The sequence below is a fragment of the Gordonia oleivorans genome (assembly GCF_040044975.1).
GTDB lineage: Bacteria > Actinomycetota > Actinomycetes > Mycobacteriales > Mycobacteriaceae > Gordonia > Gordonia oleivorans.
The window spans coordinates 52,229-71,577 of record NZ_JBDZDI010000013.1 but is presented as its reverse complement, the minus strand read 5'-3'; the positions used below and the strand labels follow the sequence as shown (position 1 = coordinate 71,577).

15 protein-coding genes are annotated in these 19,349 nt (G+C 66.1%); 7 read left to right on the top strand and 8 right to left on the bottom strand.

All coding sequences use genetic code 11. The features are described from left to right. Nucleotides 1-4: 4 nt before the first annotated feature. Nucleotides 5-1,045: an NADH:ubiquinone reductase (Na(+)-transporting) subunit F gene (locus tag ABLE92_RS17480; RefSeq protein ID WP_348806018.1), complete on the bottom strand. Its 1,041-nt coding sequence runs from the start codon at nt 1,043-1,045 to the stop codon at nt 5-7. Nucleotides 1,046-1,085: 40 nt separating this feature from the next. Then, nucleotides 1,086-2,312, bottom strand: a complete 1,227-nt coding sequence (locus tag ABLE92_RS17475) for a cytochrome P450 (RefSeq protein WP_348806017.1) — start codon at nt 2,310-2,312, stop codon at nt 1,086-1,088. A gap of 124 nt (nt 2,313-2,436) precedes the next feature. Between ABLE92_RS17475 and ABLE92_RS17470 the strand changes: the two genes are divergently transcribed. After that, on the top strand, nt 2,437-3,432 hold the full coding sequence (locus tag ABLE92_RS17470) for an AraC-like ligand-binding domain-containing protein (protein ID WP_348806016.1): 996 nt from the start codon (nt 2,437-2,439) through the stop codon (nt 3,430-3,432). Between the two features lie 3 nt (nt 3,433-3,435). On the opposite strand, the gene ABLE92_RS17465 is transcribed toward ABLE92_RS17470, so the two are convergent. The 3 genes from ABLE92_RS17465 to ABLE92_RS17455 form a co-directional block, all read right to left on the bottom strand. Then, nucleotides 3,436-4,521, bottom strand: coding sequence for an MBL fold metallo-hydrolase (locus tag ABLE92_RS17465; RefSeq protein ID WP_348806015.1), 1,086 nt, complete (start codon nt 4,519-4,521; stop codon nt 3,436-3,438). Nucleotides 4,522-4,557: 36 nt separating this feature from the next. Further along, nucleotides 4,558-5,691, bottom strand: a complete 1,134-nt coding sequence (locus tag ABLE92_RS17460) for an alpha/beta fold hydrolase (protein WP_348806014.1) — start codon at nt 5,689-5,691, stop codon at nt 4,558-4,560. Between the two features lie 85 nt (nt 5,692-5,776). Next, nucleotides 5,777-6,406, bottom strand: a complete 630-nt coding sequence (locus ABLE92_RS17455) for a TetR/AcrR family transcriptional regulator (RefSeq protein WP_348806013.1) — start codon at nt 6,404-6,406, stop codon at nt 5,777-5,779. A 130-nt stretch (nt 6,407-6,536) separates the two neighbouring features. Here ABLE92_RS17455 and ABLE92_RS17450 point away from each other — a divergent pair, with 130 nt between their 5' ends. The 6 genes from ABLE92_RS17450 to ABLE92_RS17425 all read left to right on the top strand — a co-directional run bounded on the left by ABLE92_RS17450 (nt 6,537) and on the right by ABLE92_RS17425 (nt 16,537). Then, nucleotides 6,537-7,676 carry a VOC family protein gene (locus ABLE92_RS17450; RefSeq protein ID WP_348806012.1) on the top strand — a complete coding sequence of 380 codons (1,140 nt, stop codon included), beginning with the start codon at nt 6,537-6,539 and terminating at the stop codon, nt 7,674-7,676. Beyond that, entirely contained in the window at nt 7,673-8,614 is a 942-nt protein-coding gene (locus ABLE92_RS17445) for a fumarylacetoacetate hydrolase family protein (RefSeq protein ID WP_348806011.1), read from the top strand. The genes ABLE92_RS17450 and ABLE92_RS17445 overlap by 4 nt, the downstream gene beginning before the upstream one ends. After that, nucleotides 8,611-10,521 carry an acyl-CoA synthetase gene (locus tag ABLE92_RS17440; protein WP_348806010.1) on the top strand — a complete coding sequence of 637 codons (1,911 nt, stop codon included), beginning with the start codon at nt 8,611-8,613 and terminating at the stop codon, nt 10,519-10,521. The genes ABLE92_RS17445 and ABLE92_RS17440 overlap by 4 nt, the downstream gene beginning before the upstream one ends. Continuing rightward, nucleotides 10,518-12,176, top strand: a complete 1,659-nt coding sequence (locus ABLE92_RS17435; protein WP_348806009.1) for a bifunctional 3-(3-hydroxy-phenyl)propionate/3-hydroxycinnamic acid hydroxylase — start codon at nt 10,518-10,520, stop codon at nt 12,174-12,176. The genes ABLE92_RS17440 and ABLE92_RS17435 overlap by 4 nt, the downstream gene beginning before the upstream one ends. Nucleotides 12,177-12,226: 50 nt before the next feature. After that, nucleotides 12,227-15,583 (top strand): protein kinase domain-containing protein, encoded by a 3,357-nt coding sequence (locus ABLE92_RS17430; RefSeq protein ID WP_348806008.1) that lies wholly within the window; start codon nt 12,227-12,229, stop codon nt 15,581-15,583. Between the two features lie 651 nt (nt 15,584-16,234). Continuing rightward, the gene (locus ABLE92_RS17425; protein WP_348806007.1) at nt 16,235-16,537 is read left to right on the top strand and encodes a GIY-YIG nuclease family protein; all 303 of its coding nucleotides are present in this window, start codon (nt 16,235-16,237) and stop codon (nt 16,535-16,537) included. Between the two features lie 405 nt (nt 16,538-16,942). Here the strand turns inward: ABLE92_RS17425 and ABLE92_RS17420 are convergent, their stop codons facing one another. Genes ABLE92_RS17420 through ABLE92_RS17410 form a run of 3 tightly spaced genes read right to left on the bottom strand, consistent with a single transcriptional unit; the run spans nt 16,943 to nt 19,266 of the window. Next, nucleotides 16,943-17,425, bottom strand: a complete 483-nt coding sequence (locus ABLE92_RS17420; RefSeq protein ID WP_348806006.1) for a MaoC family dehydratase — start codon at nt 17,423-17,425, stop codon at nt 16,943-16,945. Nucleotides 17,426-17,455: 30 nt separating this feature from the next. Beyond that, the gene (couO, locus tag ABLE92_RS17415; protein ID WP_348806005.1) at nt 17,456-18,352 is read right to left on the bottom strand and encodes a 4-hydroxyphenyl-beta-ketoacyl-CoA hydrolase; all 897 of its coding nucleotides are present in this window, start codon (nt 18,350-18,352) and stop codon (nt 17,456-17,458) included. Then, on the bottom strand, nt 18,349-19,266 hold the full coding sequence (locus ABLE92_RS17410; RefSeq protein ID WP_348806004.1) for an SDR family oxidoreductase: 918 nt from the start codon (nt 19,264-19,266) through the stop codon (nt 18,349-18,351). The genes couO and ABLE92_RS17410 overlap by 4 nt, the downstream gene beginning before the upstream one ends. Nucleotides 19,267-19,349 lie beyond the last annotated feature (83 nt).

The following is a 19,349-nucleotide window of genomic DNA, read 5'->3' as shown; positions in this document are numbered from 1 at the left end:
GGTGTTACTCCTCTGGTGTCGATGTGGGTGTGGATACTGAGGTCGGCAGTGCCGGGGTGAACTCTTCGCGAAAGATCAGTCGTGGTGCCATCCTTCGGCGTTTGAGGGCTTTGACGCCGGCGTCGATCATCGGCGGTGGCCCACAGAGAAATCCGCTCATGCCCTTACACGACGAGAAGTCGTCGAGGACGGCGTCGGTCACCAGACCGGTGGCGCCGTCCCACTGTTCCTCACTGAGTACCGGGTGGTAGTGAAAACCGCTGTGCTCCTCGGCGAGAGCCGTGAAGAAGTCCACGTCGTAGAGGTCATCGCGGGTTCGGCCGCCGTGGTAGAGATGGATCTCGGGGATGAGTCGGTGTTCGAGGGCATGTCGTGCAATGGATTTGAGCGGCGCCAGGCCGGTGCCGCCGCCGATCAGGATGGCCGATTGTTCCTGTTCGGCAACCAGATGGAACTGACCCAACGGTCCGCGCAGCGAGATCCGCTCGCCCACCGCGAGGGTGGCGAATACCCAGTTCTCCGTCGCCAGCCCACCCGGGGTGAGCTTGATGTGGAACTCCAGGCGACGGGTGTCGCCGGGCGGATTGGCCATCGAATACTGGCGGCCCACAGTGGTTCCGGGTACGAGCAACTCGCAGTACTGGCCCGCGTTGAAGGCCAGGTCGTCGTCGAGTTCCACCACGAGTCGCCGCGTGCGGGCGGCGATGTCGCTGAGTTCGACGACGGTTCCGGTGAAATCCCGCAACGGATGACGTGGGATGGACTCGTCAACCGAGCCGGTGGGCTCGACGACGAGGTCGGAACATGGAGTGGCCATGCACGCCAACGCCATTCCACGTGCACGCTCGTCGCAGGTCAGCGTGTACTCCGGCGATTCCCGATGGTTGACGGCTCCCTCGCGCACCAGGAGTTTGCAGGAACCGCAGGTGCCCTGGGTGCAGGAGTGCGGAATCCAGGCATTGGCGCGCAGCGCGGCGTCGAGGATCGTCTGATCGGCGCCGACGTCGAGGTCCGTCGATCCCACCCGAACCCGGTGTGTCGACATGGGTGTCGTTGACGCTGCTGCTGTCGTCGTGACGGTCACCTCAGACCTCCCACTGCACATGGAGTTCCTTGGGGCCGCGGAATCCCCATCCCCAGAAGTCGATCTGGTGGTCGGGATCGCGTTCGATGTTGGGGATGGTCTCGAACAGTTCCTCGAGCGCGATCCGGACCACGGCACTGGCGAAATATGTTCCGGCGCAGGCATGGACACCGCCACCGAAGGTGAGGTTCGGGATGACCGGTCGGTCGAGGTCGTACGACGTCGGTGCGTCATAGGCGTTCTCGTCGTTGTTGGCCGAGCCGTAGGACAGCATGACCAGTGAGCCTTCGGGCAAGGTGACACCGCCGACGGTGACCTCACTGGTGGCCACCTTGACAGCGGCCGACCAGATCGGTGCCACCCACCGCATACCCTCGGCGACGGCCCGGGGGATCAGCGCCGAATCGTCGATGACCCGTTCCAATTGTTCTGGACGACTGAACAATCCGGCCAGCGTGGTACCCATCGCGTGGCCCGGTTCCTGCATCGCGCCGAGCAGGAACACGTAGAGGTTGGGGTAGATGACGTCGCGGCTGCGGGTCTGACCCTCGGGCATGCCGTCGTGCAGCCAGTGGGAGATCGCGGTGTGGTCGGGGTGATCGATCCAGTGATCGATCTTGGGGTCGACGTGCGCGATGATCTCGGCCTTGGCCTCGTCGCCGGGAATGAAGCCGTCGGGGTTGGCGAATTCGCCGTCGGCGGTCATGTCGGCGTTGGTGAACGAGACGCTGAGCTTGTGGAACCATTCGCGGAGTTTGTCGGTGCTGACATCGTTCAGCCCGAGCAGGTCGCCGAGGGCGCGGACGCTGACCGGCTCGCAGTACTCGGCAACGATGTCGGCGCTGCCGTTGTCCTCGAAGTCCTCGAGGCGGGCCCGGGCGAACGGCCGGACCAGATCGTCGATGTAGGTGTCGACCGCCGACGGCTGCAGGTGCGGCTCGACCATGCCGCGCAGTTCCCGATGCTCGGGACCGTTGGAGTTGAGGATCGCGCCGGGACCGAAAGTACGCCCGCCGGCCGGTGAGATCACCGCCGGCCAATGGTCCGAATCCTTGGCGATCTCCATACACAATTGCCTGGTCGAGACGATGTGCAGGCCGAGCTGCGGGACGAATGCCACCGGCGCCTCGCGGCGCAGACGTTCGTAGAACGGACGTGGATCGGCCTCGAGTTCGGCCATGGTGATGTCGGTGATCCAGCTGGGTGTCACCGGAGATGCAAGGGTCATGGGTTCCTCCGTCTGGGTATTCCGAACAGCCACGATCGACATCGGTCGGGTATCCGGGATGTGATGCCGGGCTCGGCGGAATGGCTGTGATCTGGAACACTATGGGCGGAGGTGGGACCAGAGAATGACCGAGAGTGCACCGATCGTTGCTCCTGAGTGCACCGACCGCACAGCGTCCACCGCCGTCGCGGTGACCACCCGTGAGCTCGCGTCGTCGGAGGGCCGTGAGCTCTGGGCCGAGACCCTGGACTCGACGTTCTGCGAGATGGATGTCGACTGGCCGGGCCTCACGTCGCCGTTCGGTGGTGACATCGTTGCCCGGCCGGTGGGTGATCTGGCGTTGAGTGTGGTGCGTGCCGAACCGCACACCGTGGTCCGGACGCCCGCGATGATCGAGTCGGATCCGGTCGACTGTCTGCTGCTGTGCCTGATCACCAAGGGCACCGCGACCATCGCGCAGGGATCCCGACGCGCCACCCTCGACCACGGCGCGTTCGGCGTCGTCGACGCGCTGCGGCCGTTCGTGGTCAGCGGGGTCACCGACTTCGAGCAGGTGGTGCTGCGCGTGCCACGTGAACTGGTGGCGGGCCGGATCGGCAGCCTCGTCGACGACGCCCTCGGGGTGCGCGTCGACGCATCCGGCGGCGTCGGACGCATCGCGTCGTCGATCCTCGTCGACCTGGCGAGCCACGACGACGATCTCGGTGACGGGCCGGTTGGTGCGGTGGCGTCGGCGATGCTCGACGTCGTCTCGGCCGCATTGACGCACCAGGTGCCCGGTGTCTCGGCCACCGATCGGGCACACGCCGAGGATTTGCGGTCGGTTCAGCACGAGATGCTGCGGCACATCGCCGATCCCGACACCACACTCGCCGACATCGCAATCCGGATGGGGATGTCGGTGCGCTATGTCCACAAGTTGTTCGGTGGCACCGGCACAACTCCCCGAACCTGGCTCTACGACAAGCGATTCCAACGTTCCTCGGCGCTGCTGCGCGACACCGACCGCAGTGTCGCGAGCATTGCCGCCGAACTCGGATTCCGTGATGTCTCGCACTTCTCGCGGGCGTTCAGCAAGCACTTCGGAGTGAGTCCGAGCAGGTACCGCCTGGTGCGGTGAGGCTCACAGCGGAATGTGCGCCAAATCCCGCCCCACGATGACCTGTCCACCGAATCCCTGCTGCGCCTGAGCCTTCCACGCCGCGTCGGGGACGGACGTCGATCCCGGTGCGAGATGGGTCAGCACGAGGGTCTTGACGCCCGCCGGCTGGGCGACCTCACGCCCGATCCGCCGGACGTCGGAATGCGCATTGCGATGGTGCTGAAGCTGATTGGCGGTCAAGCCGGACGCACCGACGATCGTCAGGTCGATGGCCTCGTGGACGAGCACATCGGCACCCTTGGCCAGGGTCACCATGTTCGGGGTGATGGTGGTGTCGCCGCTGAAGGCCACCGATCCGTACTTGGTGTCGAAGCGGAAGCCGAACGACGGGAAGATCGGTGGATGCCGCACCAGGATCGCGCTGACGCGGACGCGGTCATCCGACATCACCGGGAACGGCCGCATCGACGGGGCGAGATCACCCAGCGGTCCGGCGCCGACATCGGGAACCTCGATCTCGTGGGCGTTGTACCGCGTGCGGATATCCGGCCAGTTCTCGTCGCGCATACGCGAATTGATGTCGTAGGCGCAGGCGGCGATCGAGTTGTCCAGGAACTGCTTCAGGCCCGGTGTCGGGTTACCGGGGTTGACTGTGCTCACCTGATTACCCAACGCGGCGGGCGCAAGGGCGCCGGCCGAGCCCGGTCCGTAGATCGAGACGGCGTGAGTCAACGGGGTGACACCTCCGAACCGCAACCACAAGAAGGTGAAGAGGTCGGCGAGATGATCGGAGTGCAGGTGGGTGACGAAGATCGAGTCGACGGACCCGGCGTCGATTCCCGATGACGAGAACTGGTCGAACGCACCATGTCCCATGTCGATGAGGTAGATGTGTCCGTCGACGACCAACGCCGTCGAGATGCCCTTGCGGCCGATGAACGGCACCGGTCCGGCGGCGGTGCCCAGCAATACCAGGTGTGCGCCGGTGCTGGGGACCGACGGGAGTGGCGAATCTGCGCGACTGCGTCCCGCCGCGAAACCGGAAACGCCGACGGCGCTCGCCGCCAGACCGGTGGAGGTGAGAAGTTCTCTGCGCGACAACGACATCGACAATGACCCTACTGTTGGTGACTACTGCTGTGACTATCGGTGCGAGCCGAAGAACTCGTGCGCAATGGTGAGGAACTCGCCCGGCGCATCCAGATGGGTGACGTGCTCGGCATCGATGCGCCGGTAGATCCCATTGTGTAGGCAGCTCATCGCCCGGTCGGCATCATTCTGGTCCATCGCACCGTAGAGGATGCCGTCCTGGGTCCACGAGTAGTTGGCGTGCAGGAGCATGGTCGGCACCGTGATCGAGGACAGTGCTTGAGCGTGATCGAATCCCGCGTTCCAGGTGCCACGGTAGAACGCCGCTCCGAAACGGGGATCGTACTGATGGTCTATGCCGCGCAGGAAGAGTCGGATCATGTCGTTGGCGACGATGTCGAGTTCGACCGGCTGGTCGGGTCTGATGAGTCGTTGGGCCTTGATGGCGGCGGTGAGGACGACAGTGGAACCCGGAAAGATGTTCTGGTCGAAGAATTCCTTGCTGTCATTGACCCAAAACACCAGGAAGTCGTCGACGTGTTGATCAACGGCCCGGGTGCTGGAGCGGAAGTCCTTGTAGGCGATGGTCTTCGCGATCCGCGGGTACTCCGAGGAGAACAGCGGTGGATCCTCGAGGAGTGCGGCGGTCACCAGGTCCGGTCGGTGTGCTGCGAGCCATACGGTGAGCAACCCTCCGGAGGAGTTGCCGGTGACGTATGCCGGTTGCCGGACAACCGATTCCAGGAATGCGGCGAGGTCGGTGCCGATCCTGTTGGCGGTCATCGGATATCCCGCAGGTGTGCGGGTGGTGCCGTGACCCTGGTAGTCGATGTCGAAGACGTGAAATGACTTCGACAGTTCCGGCAGTACCCGGCTGTAGCTGAACCAATCCATCTGCTGGGCATGCAGGAGTACCAACGCCGGTCCGTGTGCCGGCCCCTCGCGGAAGCTGAAATCCACTCCGTTGACGCGGACGGTTCGTTCGCGGTATCCGGCGTCGGCCACCTTTGCGTGCCAGGGGGCATCGACGTTGATGCCGGTCGGGATGACCTTGCCGCGCGGCGGTGCCGCCGACGACCGACCGCCGGTCGATGCGGCGCCTATCCCGGCGGCCAGGGCTGCCGCTCCGGCGATGAGCGTCCGCCGGCGGGTCAGGCCGGACCCCGACGAGCTCTTCGAGGGATTCACAGTGGCACACCCTACAGAGGAATCCGCCATTGATGACGGTTCTGCACAACTCTGATGAAATCCTCAGAGTCTGCGCGGGGTGAGTTCAGTCGATGTCGGGAAGAGGCAGCGAACACAGCTCGGCGGCGTCGCGATCACTCAGGCCCAATCCGCGAAGGATCTGTCGAGTGACCGCATCGGTTGTCGCGGCGTCGTCCCGATCGGGTCGAGACAGGAGGAGTTGCCCCAGGGCCAGCGATGCGCCGACCACCACCGCCATCGCGGTGTCGATGTCGTCGACCTCGAACCGGCCGGCCTTCACGGCCGCGGTGATGTCGCGCGTCGCCCGCGGCACGAGGCCGTGTTCGGACGTGAGTACCTGAGTTCCGCGTTGCAGCGTGACGAGCGTGGCCTCCGGGTGGCGGCGATGCAGCCGCCCGGTCAGGCGGAAACTTTGGGTAAAGGCCTCGGCCGGATCGTCGATATCGGACGTCAGGTCGTCCATCAGGGCGCCGTGGGCTTCGAGGACCGCGTCGACAGACGCGTCGAACAGCTCGTCCTTGGTGCTGAAGTGGTTGTAGAACGAGCCGTTGCCGACATCGGCGGTCGACGTGATGTCCAGGACGGAGACGTTGGTCCGGCCCTCGGCCAGGAACTTCTGGCCGGCGCGGATGAGCGCGGCACGGGTGTTGGCCTTGCGTCGTTCGGTTCGGCTCAGCCCCTCGGGAAGGCTCACGTCAACTCTCGCATTCTTCGCGCACGGCTCGAGCCTAGTCGATGCCCAGGACTGACGAATTCGTCAGAAATGCTTGACTGACGATCGGATCGGATGTGACGATGTCGTCATACAGCTCGAGGAGGTGCTGATGACCACGTCGCATGACGTCCATGACGGGTTGCACTCGGAGAACGGCGCTCACCGCGGTGAGCACTCCGGTCGACACCCGAACCCGGTGATCAAGGTCGAGGATCTGGCGTGGCTGGAATTCGAAAAACCCGATCTGGTGCAGACGGCCGCGTTCGCCGCGGACTTCGGCTTCACCCCGACCCTGCACACCGCGGACGAACTCCACCTGCGGGGCACCACGGCCGGACCGCCCTGTGTGATCGTGCGCCGATCGCATCGCTCGGCGTTCATCGGTCCCGCGTTCCGGGCGGCCGCCGACGCCGACGTGCACACGTTCGCCGAGCGCGGCGGAGTCCCAGTCGAACGTCTCCCGGAGACCCTGGGTGGCATCGCCGCCACGACGAAGGACCCGAGCGGAGCCTTCGTGCGGGTGGTGTCCGGGGTGATCGAGCACCCGGAATCGGCCGCCCAACCGGTGTGGACCACCTACAACATGGGTGATCACCGCCCCCGTATCAACGGCACCCAACGCGCTCCTCGTACCCCGGCGATGATCGAGCGACTCGGCCACGTCGTGGTGCAATCCAACCGCTACCTGGAATCACTCAACTGGTACCTGGAGCACCTGGGGCTGATCGTCAGCGATTTTCTCTTCTACGACGGCCAGAGAGATCGTGGCCCGGTGATGAGCTTCATCCGCTGCGACCGCGGCGGCATCCCGTCCGATCATCACACTCTCGCCATGACCCTCGGGCCGTCAAACCGATACGTGCACTCCGCCTTCCAAGTGCGTGACCTCGACACCCTGGCCGCCGGCGGCGAATACCTGCGCGACAAAGGCCGCTACCGCTCGTGGGGGATCGGACGGCACATCCAGGGCAGCCAGATCTTCGACTACTGGCGTGATCCCGATGGATTCCTGGTGGAGCACTTCACCGACGGCGACCTCTTCGACTGCACGGTCGAACCAGGCTGGGCACCGATGACCGCATCCGGTCTGGCCCAGTGGGGTCCACCGACCACCGCGGACTTCCTCGGTATCGCGCCCGGCAAGGAATCGCTGCGCGAACTCCGATCCATCCTCTCGTCGCTGCGTTCCGGCGACACCGAATTCGATGTTCAACGCCTTCTCGGCCTGATGAAAGTTGCCAAGTCATGAGTTTCGCCGTACTGCGCACCGCCGACCGCTGGTGGGTGCAGGTACCCGGGGGTGCCCGACCGATCGACACCACCGCTGTCACCACCGCGGCCCTGATCGCCGATCGTGCTGCGGTCGCGGCGGCCGCCGACGCCGACGGTCCCCTCACCGACCCGGCGACTCTCGAACTGATCTCGCCGGTCACCACACCGTGTCGGGTGATCGCGCAGATGACCAATTATGTTTCGCACGTGCAGGATTCGGGGATGAACCCGGAGACCGTGCCGCTCACCTTCTTCCGGAAGTCCTCGGGATCGGTCAGCGGACCATTCGCCGACGTCGTCAAACCGGAGCATGTGAATCTGCTCGACTACGAGGTCGAGATCGGGCTCGTGTTCGGCCAGACCCTCGAGGTGGGAACAGCCGTCGACTCAGCCGATCTGCCCGGTCTCATCGCCGGACTCGTCATCACCAACGATGTGTCGGCCCGTGACGTGCAACTCCCCAAAACTCAGTTCTACGAGGCGAAGTCGTATCCGACTTTCACGCCGACCGGTCCGGTGCTGCTGCTCCTCGAGGACGGCGAGTTCGACCGATTCAGCTCGCTGCGGCTCACGCTGCGGGTCAACGGTGAGGTGCGGCAGGATTCGACGGTCGACGACATGATCTACTCGCCGCTCGACGCGCTGCGGGCGCTGTCCCGGTTCCAACGCGTCGATCCCGGCGACCTGCTACTCACCGGCACCCCGGGCGGCACGGCCCTCGTCGCCCCGCCGAAGCCGGTCGAGATCATCGGCGCGCTCCTGCCCCCACATGTCAAGTGGAAGAGCTTCTTTCGGAAGCAGGCGAGCAATCCCCGCTATCTCAAGGACGGCGACATCATGGAACTGTCCGTTGCGACCCCCGACGGTGCTCTCGACCTGGGCATCCAGCGGACCACCGTGAGGTATGCCCGATGACCGTCGCCTCCACCACGCACTCGTCCGATCTCTGGCCCGCCTCCTACGCGACACCCGACGACCTCGCCGTCATCGAAGCGATTCCACTCCCGGAGCGAGGGCTCCCGGCGTCGACGTATGCGGCCCTCGAGCGAGCCGCGGAACATTGGCCGGACCGAATTGCCCTGCGCGTCATGCCCGATGCGGCGCGGTGGCGGCAGAGCACCGACGTCACGTTCGCCGCACTGCTCGACAGCGTGCGGCGGTATGCGGCCGTGCTGACGACGCACGGGGTGCGGCGCCGCGACGCCGTCACCCTCATGTCGCCGAACTGTGCCGAGATGATTCCGGCGCTGCTGGCATCCGAACTCGCCGGCATCGCTGCCCCGATCAATCCGGCCATGGATGTCGCGCACGCGGTGGATCTGGTGCGACGATCCGGGTCCCGGGTGATCGTGGCCGCTGGTCCCGAGCTCGATCCGGCCTGTGAGGCGAAGCTCGCCGACATCTGTTCCGCCACAGGCATCGACACCGTCCTGCTGCTGCGGCCGACGGGGACGTCGGACCTGCCGGAACCCCCGGCGATCGACGGGGTGGCGCACGTGGCGTATCTGGCCGCCGCAGCCGTAGACATCGCCGATCCGACACCGGTTGCGACGCCGAAGGATTCGGACATCGCTGCGCTGTTCCACACCGGTGGGACGACCGGAGCGCCCAAACTCGCGGCGCATAGCCATCGCAACGAGATCGCCAATGCGTGGATGGTGGCCGCCAACACTGTCTTCGACGAAGGCTCGGTGCTCTTCGCCGGGCTGCCACTGTTCCATGTGAACGCCTTGATCGTCACCCTGCTGGCGCCGATGCTGCGCGGTCAGACCGTGGTGTGGGCAGGTCCGCTCGGCTACCGCGATCCCGATCTGTACGGACAGTTCTGGCGCATCGTCGAGGGAATGCGACTGGCCACCATGAGTGGTGTGCCGACGGTGTATTCAGTTCTCGCGCAATGTCCCGTCGACGCCGACATCTCCAGCCTGCGGGCCTGTGTGGTCGGCGCCTCGATGCTGCCCAAGGCCGTCCGCGAATCCTTCGAGTCGCACACCGGGGTTCGGCTCCTCGAGGGCTACGGACTCACCGAGGCCACCTGTGCCAGCGCCCGCGGCTTCGCCGAGGGGCAGACCGCCGGCACCGTCGGGCAGCGGATGCCCTACCAGCAGGTCAAGGCGGTCCGCATCGACGGCGACGACTGGACGGATCTGCCTGCGGGAGAGGTGGGTTCGCTGGTGATCTCGGGTCCCACGGTCTTCCTTGGCTACGTCGCCGCCCACGGCGACAATGGATTCGAACTCACCGGAGCGGGCAAACTGCACGACGGCTGGCTCGACACCGGTGATCTCGGCTCCGTCGACGAGCGCGGATTCATTCGGTTGACCGGTCGGGCAAAGGATCTCATCATCCGCGGCGGCCACAACATCGACCCGGCCGACGTCGAGGACGCGTTGCTCTCGCATCCCGACGTCACCGGCTCGGGGGTGGTCGGCCGGCCCGACCCACACTCCGGTGAGGTACCGGTGGCGTATGTGACGCTTCGTGCCGACGCGAAGGCCGACGAGGCGACGCTGCTCGCCTGGGCGCACGAGCACGTCGCCGAACGCGCCGCGGCACCGAAGACGGTGACCGTGCTGCTCGCGCTGCCGGTGACCGATGTCGGCAAACCCTACAAGCTCGCCCTGCGTGCGGACGCGACCGAGCGGGCCGTGCGCGACGTGCTCGGCACGAAGACCATCGGAATCGGTACACGCATCGTCGAGGGATCGGTCCTCGTGACGCTGACGGCGAACGCCACCACCGACCGCGATGCCATCGACGCCGCATTGGGCACGCTGCCCATCCGGTGGGAATGGGCTGACGGCGAGGAGGTTTCGCAATGACCGCCGTGGAGCAGCCAGGTATCGGACGACGGTGGCCGGTGATCATCGTCGGCGCCGGACCGACCGGATTGACGGCCGCGGCACTGCTCGCCGACCTCGGCGTCGAAGTGCTCATCCTGGAACGCTGGTCGGACGTGTATCCGCAGCCGCGCGCCGTCCATCTCGACGACGAGGTGTATCGGATTCTCGACCGGATCGGTGTCGGTGCGGAGTTCGCGCAGGTGTCGCGTCCGGGGTTGGGGCTCCGGCTCCTCGATCCGCGGCATCGGGTGCTTGCCGCATTCTCCCGCACCACCTCGGCGGGAAGACATGGACATCCGGCGGCGTCGATGTTCGATCAGCCTCAACTCGAAGCGGTGCTTCGCGGAGCGGTGGCCCGCCGGGAGAAGGTCACGTTACTCTCCGATGTAGACGTGACTCATGTTGTGCACGAGCGTGATTGCGTGCGGGTCAGCATGACGGACCGGACGACCGGCGTGCTGTGGGTGGAGCGCGCGGCCTTCGTACTGGGTGCCGACGGCGCCAACAGCGTGGTGCGTTCCTGCATGGGAAGCCGCTGGGAGGAACTGGGTTTCACCCAGCGGTGGATGGTGGTCGACATCGACACCGATGCCGAACTCAACCAGTGGGAAGGCGTCCATCAGGTGTGTGACTCACGCCGGGCCGCCACGTACATGCGTGTCGGTGAACGCCGATACCGTTGGGAGTTCCAGCTTCTCGACGACGAGACCAGCGCGGACTTCGCCACCCTGACCGCGCTCGACCCACAGATCCGTCCGTGGCTCGGTGACACCGAACTCGAGCAACTCCACCTCATCCGTGCCGCCGAGTACACCTTCCGGGCCTGTGTCGCCGACCGCTGGCGGGATCGGCGGATGTTCACCCTGGGCGACGCCGCGCACCTGACCCCACCGTTCATCGGTCAGGGGATGGGCTCGGGTGTCCGCGACGCCGCGAACCTCGCCTGGAAGATCGCGGCGGTGCTGCGTGGCGACCTGTCGTCGGAGTGCCTCGACAGCTACGAATCCGAACGCAAACCCCATGCGACGGCGCTGATCAAGCTGGCGGTGAGTATGGGAGTGGTGATGACCCGTGGCGGTGTCGCCGGAGATCGTCTCCGATCGGTCGCCGCGCCGGCCGTGGCGAAGTTGCCGGGATTCGCGACCATGGTCACCGACAGTGCGACTCCGCCGTTGACACCGTCGACCTTCGTCCGGCCGGGACCCATCGGCGCGCAACTGCCGACGGGCCTGCGCGCCAAGCTTGCCGGGACCGCGCAACTCGCCGGAACACTGTGCCCGAACCTCGAGGTCGGACCCACCGACGATGGATCGGGACGCCTGGATCAGGTGACCCCACCCGGTTTCCTCGTGATCACCGCCGATGAGCCCAGCGACGCCCAGGCCCACGAGATCCGGCGCCGCGGCGCGCACCTCCTCGTCGTCGCACCCGACAGCGAGCTCCGACAGTGGCTCGCCGAGGCCGGGGCGGGCGCGGCCGTGGTGCGGCCGGACCGGACCGTGATGCTCGCCGGCCGCTCGGTCGCCGCGGTCTTCACCCACGTTCCGGCGATGACGGAGCCGACGCTCGCCGATACCGCCGATGTCGCGGCGGTCCTCGCGGATTTCCTTCCTCGGGTAACCGCCGAGAGTTAGGCTGAACCACACCCGGGTTGAGGTCCCGGGGCCCAGATCGAGGACACCCGATGGTCGAATTCGATCCGCTGTCAACGCAGCGCGACGTCATACCCGACGCCGCCGCTGAGTTGATCGCGGCCGGATTCGGTGACCCGATGCTGGTCGGCAGAGGTGGGTTCGGTGCGGTGTACCGGGCCGAACAACCCGCCCTCGAACGCACCGTGGCGATCAAGATCCTCACCGATCACCTCGACGACGCCAGCCTGGAACGGTTCTTCCGGGAACAGCGGGCGATGGGCCGGCTGTCGGGGCATCCGAACATCGTGAACATCCTGGAGATCGGTTCCACCCCGAGCGGCATGCCCTACATCGTGATGCCGTTCCATCCGCACGACTCGCTCGACGCCCGCATTCGCAAACACGGTCCACTCGACTGGCCCGACGTCGTGCGGTTGGGCATCAAGATGGCCGGGGCACTGGAGACCGCACACCGGTCGGGGACCCTGCATCGCGACATCAAACCGGGAAACATCCTGCTCACCGAGTACGGCGAGCCGCAGCTCACCGATTTCGGGATCGCCCGCATCGTCGGCGGCTTCGAAACCGGAGCCGACATGGTGACCGGTTCACCGGCCTTCACCGCGCCCGAACTCCTCATCGGCGATCCGCCGACGGTCGCCTCGGACCTGTACGGGCTCGGCGCCACCCTGTTCTGTGCACTCACCGGTCACGCCGCCTTCGAGCGGCGCAGCGGTGAGCAGGTGGTGGCGCAGTTCCTGCGGATCGCCGCCGAACCGGTTCCGGATCTGCGTGACGCCGGAATCCCCGACGAGGTCTCGCAGGCCGTCGAGCATGCGATGGCCCGTGAACCGGACGATCGACCGGCCAGTGCCGCGGCCTACGGCGAGGAACTGCGGGAGATCGCCATTCGGCGAGGGCATGTCGCCGTGGAGATGGCGTTGCCGTCCGCGGTCGCCGGTGACGCGGTCGGCGGGTCGTCGCGACCCGCCGGTTCCTCGACCGCGCCGCCCACCCCGGCGACCAAGTTCCGGCCTCCACTGCGGCCGCGTGCGCAGGTCGCGCGGGAGCGTCTGATGGACATCCTGCGGGCGGGGGAGCGTCGACGGCTGATCCTGATCCACGGCCCGGCGGGGTACGGGAAGACGACGGTGGCCGCGCAGTGGGCCGAGCACCTGTTCGACGAGGGCACGCACGTGGCGTGGTTGACCGCCGACGACGACGACAACAATTCGTCGTGGTTCACCACGCATCTGATCGAGGCGATCCGCCGGGCCGACCCCGAGGTGACCGCCGACCTCGACGAGGTGATCGACGATCACCGTGAACGCGCGGATCAGCATGCGCTGACCAGCCTGATCAACGCGATCCACGAACGCGGCGAACACATCCTGATCGTCGTCGACGACTGGCACCGCGTGACCGACCCGGCGGCCATCGCGTCGATGGAATTCCTTCTCGAACACGGCTGTCACCATCTGCAACTGCTCATCACCAGCCGCTCCCGGATCGGACTGCCCGTCAGTCGGATGCGGGTGGCCGACGAACTCGTCGAGATCGACATCGCCGAGTTGTGTTTCGACGCCGACGAGGCGCGCACGTTCCTCGTCGACGTCGCCGGTCTGGATCTCGAGAGCCGCGACATCACCGAGCTGTGGAACTCCACCGACGGGTGGGTGGCGGCGCTGCAACTGGCTTGTCTGTCGTTGCGGGGCAACGATTCTCCGGCCGAGTTGATCTCCCACATCTCCGGACGCCACCGTGCCATCGGCGACTTCCTCGCCGAGAACGTGTTGAGCACACTGGAACCCGACATCCTGCACTTCTTGCTGACCACCTCGCTGCCGGACCGGATCTGCGCCGGACTGGCCGGCGTGTTGAGTGGGCAGCCGCGGGGTCAGGCACTGCTCGAGAACGTGGAGTCCCGAGATCTGTTCCTGCGCAGGATCGACCCCGACGGCGAGTGGTTCCGCTATCACCCGTTGTTCGTGGAGTTCCTGCGACGACGACTCGAACGGGACGAGCCCGATTCGGTGATCCTGCTGCACCGCAGCGCGTCGGAGTGGTTCGCCGAACACGGCATGCTCGCCGAGGCGGTCGATCATGCGCTCGAGGCCGGTGACACCCGACGCGCAGTCGAACTCGTCGAGTCGGACGGCCGGACCCTGCTCGAGCATTCGCAGGTGTCGACGGTGATCGGGCTCATCGACAAACTTCCACCGAGTGCGGTGGTGACCAATCCGCGCCTGCAGTTGACGGTGGCGTGGTCGAATATCCTTCTGCACCATACGGACCGGGCGGGGATGGCCCTCGGTCGCGTCACCGCAGGTCTCGATGCCGTGGCGTCGGGCGGTGCCGAGGTCGCGCGGATGCGGATGGAGGCCGACATCGCCCTGGCGTGTACCGACGCGACCGCTGACCGGATCGACCGGATCGACGAGCTGGTGGCCGAATGTCTTGCGCGGCCCGATGAGCAGTCGCCGTTTGTGGTGTCGTCGGCCGCCGACGTCGCCATCATGAGCGCGACGCTGCGTTTCGATTTCGATGAGGCGCACCGGCGGCAGGCGTGGGCGATGCCGTATCACGAGCGCAACACCGGCGCGTACGCCGTCATGTATGGCAATGCGCTGGACGGGTTGGCCTACATCGAGGAACTCGAACTCGATCACGCCGAGTACTGCCTTCGGACCGCCCTCGAGGTCTCCCAACGTCCGGGGGTGGGACGGTCGCAGGCGTACCGCCTGGCCGCCGGACTGCTCGCCCAATTGCTGTATCAGCGAGGCGATTCGGAAGAAGCCGGCGTGCTGCTCGACGAGAGCCTGATCCTCGAGCCCGACGAGGGCATCATCGACATGATCCGCGCTCGCTACGTGACCGCGGCCCGGTTGGCGGTGCAGCGCGGCGACCCCGACGCCGCTGCCGCATTCCTGGAGGATGCGGCGGTGGTCGCCGATCGGCTCGACGCCCGGCGCCTGCGTGCCTTCGTCGAGAGTGAGATGATCGCGCTCGAGGTGCCCACCCATCGTGAACTGCGTCCCCGGGTGAGCTTTGAGGATCGTGACCAACATTCCACCGGCTGGCAGCGGATCGTCGCACAGGCCGAAGAGGAATCCGCAATCCGCCTGTTGCTCACAGATTCCGACGATCCCGAACTCGCCTGCCGGTGGTCGGGCGAATGGGTCGAGCGGCTCACCGGAACACGTCGACGACGCGCGCTCCTGCAAGCACGACGCCTGCATGCCCTTGCCCTCGCCGCGGCAGGCCGCACCGACGATGCCGAACACGAAGTGGCAGAGGTGCTTCGGGCCTGCGACGAGGCGGGAATGGTGCGTTTCGCCGCCGACGGTGGCGTCGGAATCTCCGCGGTGGTGACGGCGGCACGATCAGCCGCCGGCGGGCATTTGTAGCGGGTTCACTCTCCCCGGTCGAGCCGGGCTCCACTCCGTTGGTCGAGTCGCCCATCCGTCGGTCGAGCCGGGTTGCACCCCGCCGGTCGAGCCGGGCCGCACCCCCGCCGGTCGAGCCGGGCGAAGCGAAGCTGAGTCCGGGTCGAGACCTCGTTACGCGGTGCTGGAATTGACTTCGCGTTTGTGGCTGGTGTCGGGCCTCGTCCCGTCGGTCGAGCCGGGCGAAGCGAAGCTGAGTCCGCGTCGAGACCTCGCAACATGGCGCTGGAATTGACTTCGCGTTTGTGGCTGGTGCTGGGCCTCGTCCCGTCGGTCGAGCCGGGCGAAGCGAAGCTGAGTCCGCGTCGAGACCTCGCAACATGGCGCTGGAACTGACTTCGCGTCCGTAGCTGGTGCTGGGCCTCGTCCCGTCGGTCGAGCCGGGCGAAGCGAAGCTGAGTCCGCGTCGAGACCTCGTTACGCGGTGCTGGAATTGACTTCGCGTTTGTGGCTGGTGTCGGGCCTCGTCCCGTCGGTCGAGCCGGGCGAAGCGAAGCTGAGTCCGCGTCGAGACCTCGTGACGCGGTGCTGGAACCTCCACCCGACCGATCGCGGACTGCACCTGTGGATAGAGAAACTCGCCGACTCCGACCATACGGCAATATCCAACGCATGCCGGGATACATGTACATCCTCGAATGCTCGGACGACAGCTACTACGTCGGCAGCACGCGCAACATCGAACATCGCTTCGCCCAGCATAATTCGGGCAAGGGCGCGGAGTACACGAGGCGTCGCCTTCCGGTGCGGTTGGTGTACCTTGCCGAGTTCGAGACCGTCGCCGAGGCCTACGGCTGGGAAAAGCGCGTGCAGAAATGGTCACGTGCGAAGCGCAAGGCGTTGATCGATGGCCGCTACGACTTGTTGCCGGGTTTGTCGCGTCGTCGTTCTGCTCGACGGTTGAAAGGCGAGTAGGTTCCAGCGTCGTGTTGCGGGGTCTCGACTCGGCTCGTCGTTTCGACGGAGCTCAACGCGGCGGCTTGCGCTCCTCACCGGCTCGACCGGCGGATGGGGCGGCTGAGCCGGCGGATGGGGCGCACGGTGAGTAGGTTCCAGCGTCGTGTTGCGGGGTCTCGACTCGGGCTCCGCTGGCGCTCCGCCCGGCTCGACCGGCGGAAGGGGCGGCTGGGCTGGCGGAAGGGGACGCTCGACCGGCGGATGGGGCGGCTGGGCTGGCGGAAGGGGACGCTCGACCGGCGGAAGGGTACGCTCGACCGGCGGAAAGCGGGCTGCGCGATCGACGGAAGGGGATGCTCGACCGGCGGAAGGCGGGCGGTTCGACCGGCGGAAGGTGGGTGGACCGCCGGTCGAACCAGACCCTCAGCCCTCGAAGTACCGGTACACACCCTCGAGGACGACGGCGGGCCGGTCGCTGTTCTCCAGTTCGATGATGCCGTCGACGGTGATCTGCACCCCGCCCTTGGGAAGGTGATCGACCTGCTTGAGGGTGGCCTGCAGGCGCACCCGAGCGCCGGCGGGGACGGGATTGGTGAAGCGAACCTTGTTGAGGCCGTAGTTGACTGCCATGGTGACGCTGTCGATGGTGAGCACCTCCGCCCACATCGGGATGAACAGCGACAGAGTGAGGTAGCCGTGGGCGATCGGGCCGCCGAAGGGGCTCTCGGCTGAGGCACGTTCGGGGTCGATGTGAATCCACTGGTGATCGTCGGTGGCGTCGGCGAAGGTGTTGATGCGTTCCTGCTCGACGGGCTGCCATGAGCTGACGCCGATCACGGTGCCGACGAGGTCGTCGAGTTCGGCGAGGGTGCCCAGGTGGGTGGTGGTGGGTGTTGCGGTGGTCATCGGATACTCCTGTGGGACTGGGGGAAGGTGTCAGTGCTTGATGCCGAGAACGGTCATCGCGTTCTCCTTGAAGATCAGCGGCAGAACCTCCGGCTTCATGTCGAGGTTCTCGAAGTCCTTGCGCCACCGGTCGACCCCGATCACCGGGAAGTCGGAACCGAACAGGACCTTGTGGCGCAGCATCGAATTGGCTGCGCGCACCAACTGTGTCGGGAAGTACTTCGGTGACCATCCGGACAGATCGATGTACACATTCGCCTTGTGGGTGGCGATCGAGATCTGCTGATCGACCCACGGCACCGCAGGGTGAGCCATCACGATGGTCAGGTCGGGGAAGTCGGCCGCGACGTCGTCGAGCAACATCGGATCCGAGTAACGCAGCTTGATGCCGTGTCCGCCGGGCAGTCCCGCGCCGATGCCGGTCTGACCGGTGTGGAACAACGCCGGCACACCGGCTTCGACGATCGCCTCGTACAGCGGATAGAACTGCCGGTCGTTGGGTTCGAAACCCTGCATGCTCGGATGGAACTTGAAGCCGCGCACACCGAACTCGTCGACCAGCCGATGGACTCGTTTGATCGCGGCCTTGCCCTGCAATGGGTCGACGGAGCCGAACGGGATGAGCACGTCGTTGAATTGTGCTGCCTTCTCCGCGATTTCCTCCACACTGTTGGGCACATGCCCACTGGCGGAGGTGGCGTCGACGGTGAAGACGACCGCCGCGATGTTGCGTTCCCGGTAGAGCGCCGCCATCGTCTCGATGGTGGGGGTGCGTTCCTCGCCGGACTTGAAGTACTTCGCCGACGCCGCCATCAACTCGTCGTCGACGGAATGGTGACCGCAGCCGTCGATCTCGACGTGGGTGTGGATGTCGATCGCATCGATCACATCGAAGTCGATCCCGTACTCGTAACGCGTGCCGGTCATTTCGCGGCCGCCAGAACCTCGGCGGGGAACTCTTCGCCCACGGTCTCGAGATGATTCGCGAAGGTGCCGGGCCACACCGCGGCGACGTCGTCGGCGCTGAATCCGCCATCATGGTAAGACGTTTCGGTGAGCTCTGGATGTGACCAGAGAGCCAACCGGTCGCCGCCGATGGAGATGGCCTGACCGGTGATGTCGGCCGCCGCATCGGAGGCGAGGAAGGCGATGACACCCGCGACGTCCTCGGGGGTACCCATGCCGACCTCGCGACGGATGACGTCGGGAAGCGAACCGGTCTCCTCGGCCTCGTCGATGAACGGCTTAAACACGGGGATGGTCTTGGTCATCGCGGTCACCGCGACGGGACAGACGGCGTTGGCGGTGATCCCGGCCCTCTTCAGCTCCATCGCCCAGGTGCGGACCATGCCGACGATGCCGGCCTTCGCGGCCGCGTAGTTGGTCTGCCCGAAGTTGCCGCGCTGCCCGGCGGGGGAGCCGATGCAGACGACCCGACCGCCCTCGCCCTGGTCGCGGAAACGGTTCACCGCCTCCCGGACACACGTGAAGGTGCCCTTGAGGTGCACGTTGATCACCGCGTCGAAGTCGTCGTCGGTCATCTTCCACAGCACCTTGTCGCGCAGGATGCCGGCGTTGGTGACCATGATGTCGAGGCGGCCGAACTGCTCGACGGCGGTCGTCACGAGCTGCCGGGCGGTCTCGGTGCTGCCGACGGGCGCGACCACGGCGACGGCGCGCCCGCCGTCGGCGGTGATGGCGGCGACAGCCGACGCGGCGGTGTCGGCGGAGACGTCGTTGACGACGACCGCGGCGCCGCGACGGGCGAGTTCGCGGGCGTAGGCGAGGCCGAGTCCCTGTCCGCTGCCGGTGACGACGGCGACTTTTCCGGTGAGATCCATGTGATGCCTCCTCAGGCTTCGGAACCAATAATTAAATTAAAGCGTCAATCGTTTAAAAAGTCAATGATTGCGTGAGTGATAGG

Bases quoted from the DNA above. Each gene is read 5' to 3' on its own strand.
- ABLE92_RS17480 (WP_348806018.1), bottom strand. From the start codon at position 1,045: ATGTCGACACACCGGGTTCGGGTGGGATCGACGGACCTCGACGTCGGC.
- ABLE92_RS17475 (WP_348806017.1), bottom strand. From the start codon at position 2,312: ATGACCCTTGCATCTCCGGTGACACCCAGCTGGATCACCGACATCACC.
- ABLE92_RS17470 (WP_348806016.1), top strand. From the start codon at position 2,437: ATGACCGAGAGTGCACCGATCGTTGCTCCTGAGTGCACCGACCGCACA.
- ABLE92_RS17465 (WP_348806015.1), bottom strand. From the start codon at position 4,521: ATGTCGTTGTCGCGCAGAGAACTTCTCACCTCCACCGGTCTGGCGGCG.
- ABLE92_RS17450 (WP_348806012.1), top strand. From the start codon at position 6,537: ATGACCACGTCGCATGACGTCCATGACGGGTTGCACTCGGAGAACGGC.
- ABLE92_RS17445 (WP_348806011.1), top strand. From the start codon at position 7,673: ATGAGTTTCGCCGTACTGCGCACCGCCGACCGCTGGTGGGTGCAGGTA.
- ABLE92_RS17440 (WP_348806010.1), top strand. From the start codon at position 8,611: ATGACCGTCGCCTCCACCACGCACTCGTCCGATCTCTGGCCCGCCTCC.
- ABLE92_RS17435 (WP_348806009.1), top strand. From the start codon at position 10,518: ATGACCGCCGTGGAGCAGCCAGGTATCGGACGACGGTGGCCGGTGATC.
- ABLE92_RS17430 (WP_348806008.1), top strand. From the start codon at position 12,227: ATGGTCGAATTCGATCCGCTGTCAACGCAGCGCGACGTCATACCCGAC.
- ABLE92_RS17425 (WP_348806007.1), top strand. From the start codon at position 16,235: ATGCCGGGATACATGTACATCCTCGAATGCTCGGACGACAGCTACTAC.
- ABLE92_RS17420 (WP_348806006.1), bottom strand. From the start codon at position 17,425: ATGACCACCGCAACACCCACCACCACCCACCTGGGCACCCTCGCCGAA.
- couO (WP_348806005.1), bottom strand. From the start codon at position 18,352: ATGACCGGCACGCGTTACGAGTACGGGATCGACTTCGATGTGATCGAT.
- ABLE92_RS17410 (WP_348806004.1), bottom strand. From the start codon at position 19,266: ATGGATCTCACCGGAAAAGTCGCCGTCGTCACCGGCAGCGGACAGGGA.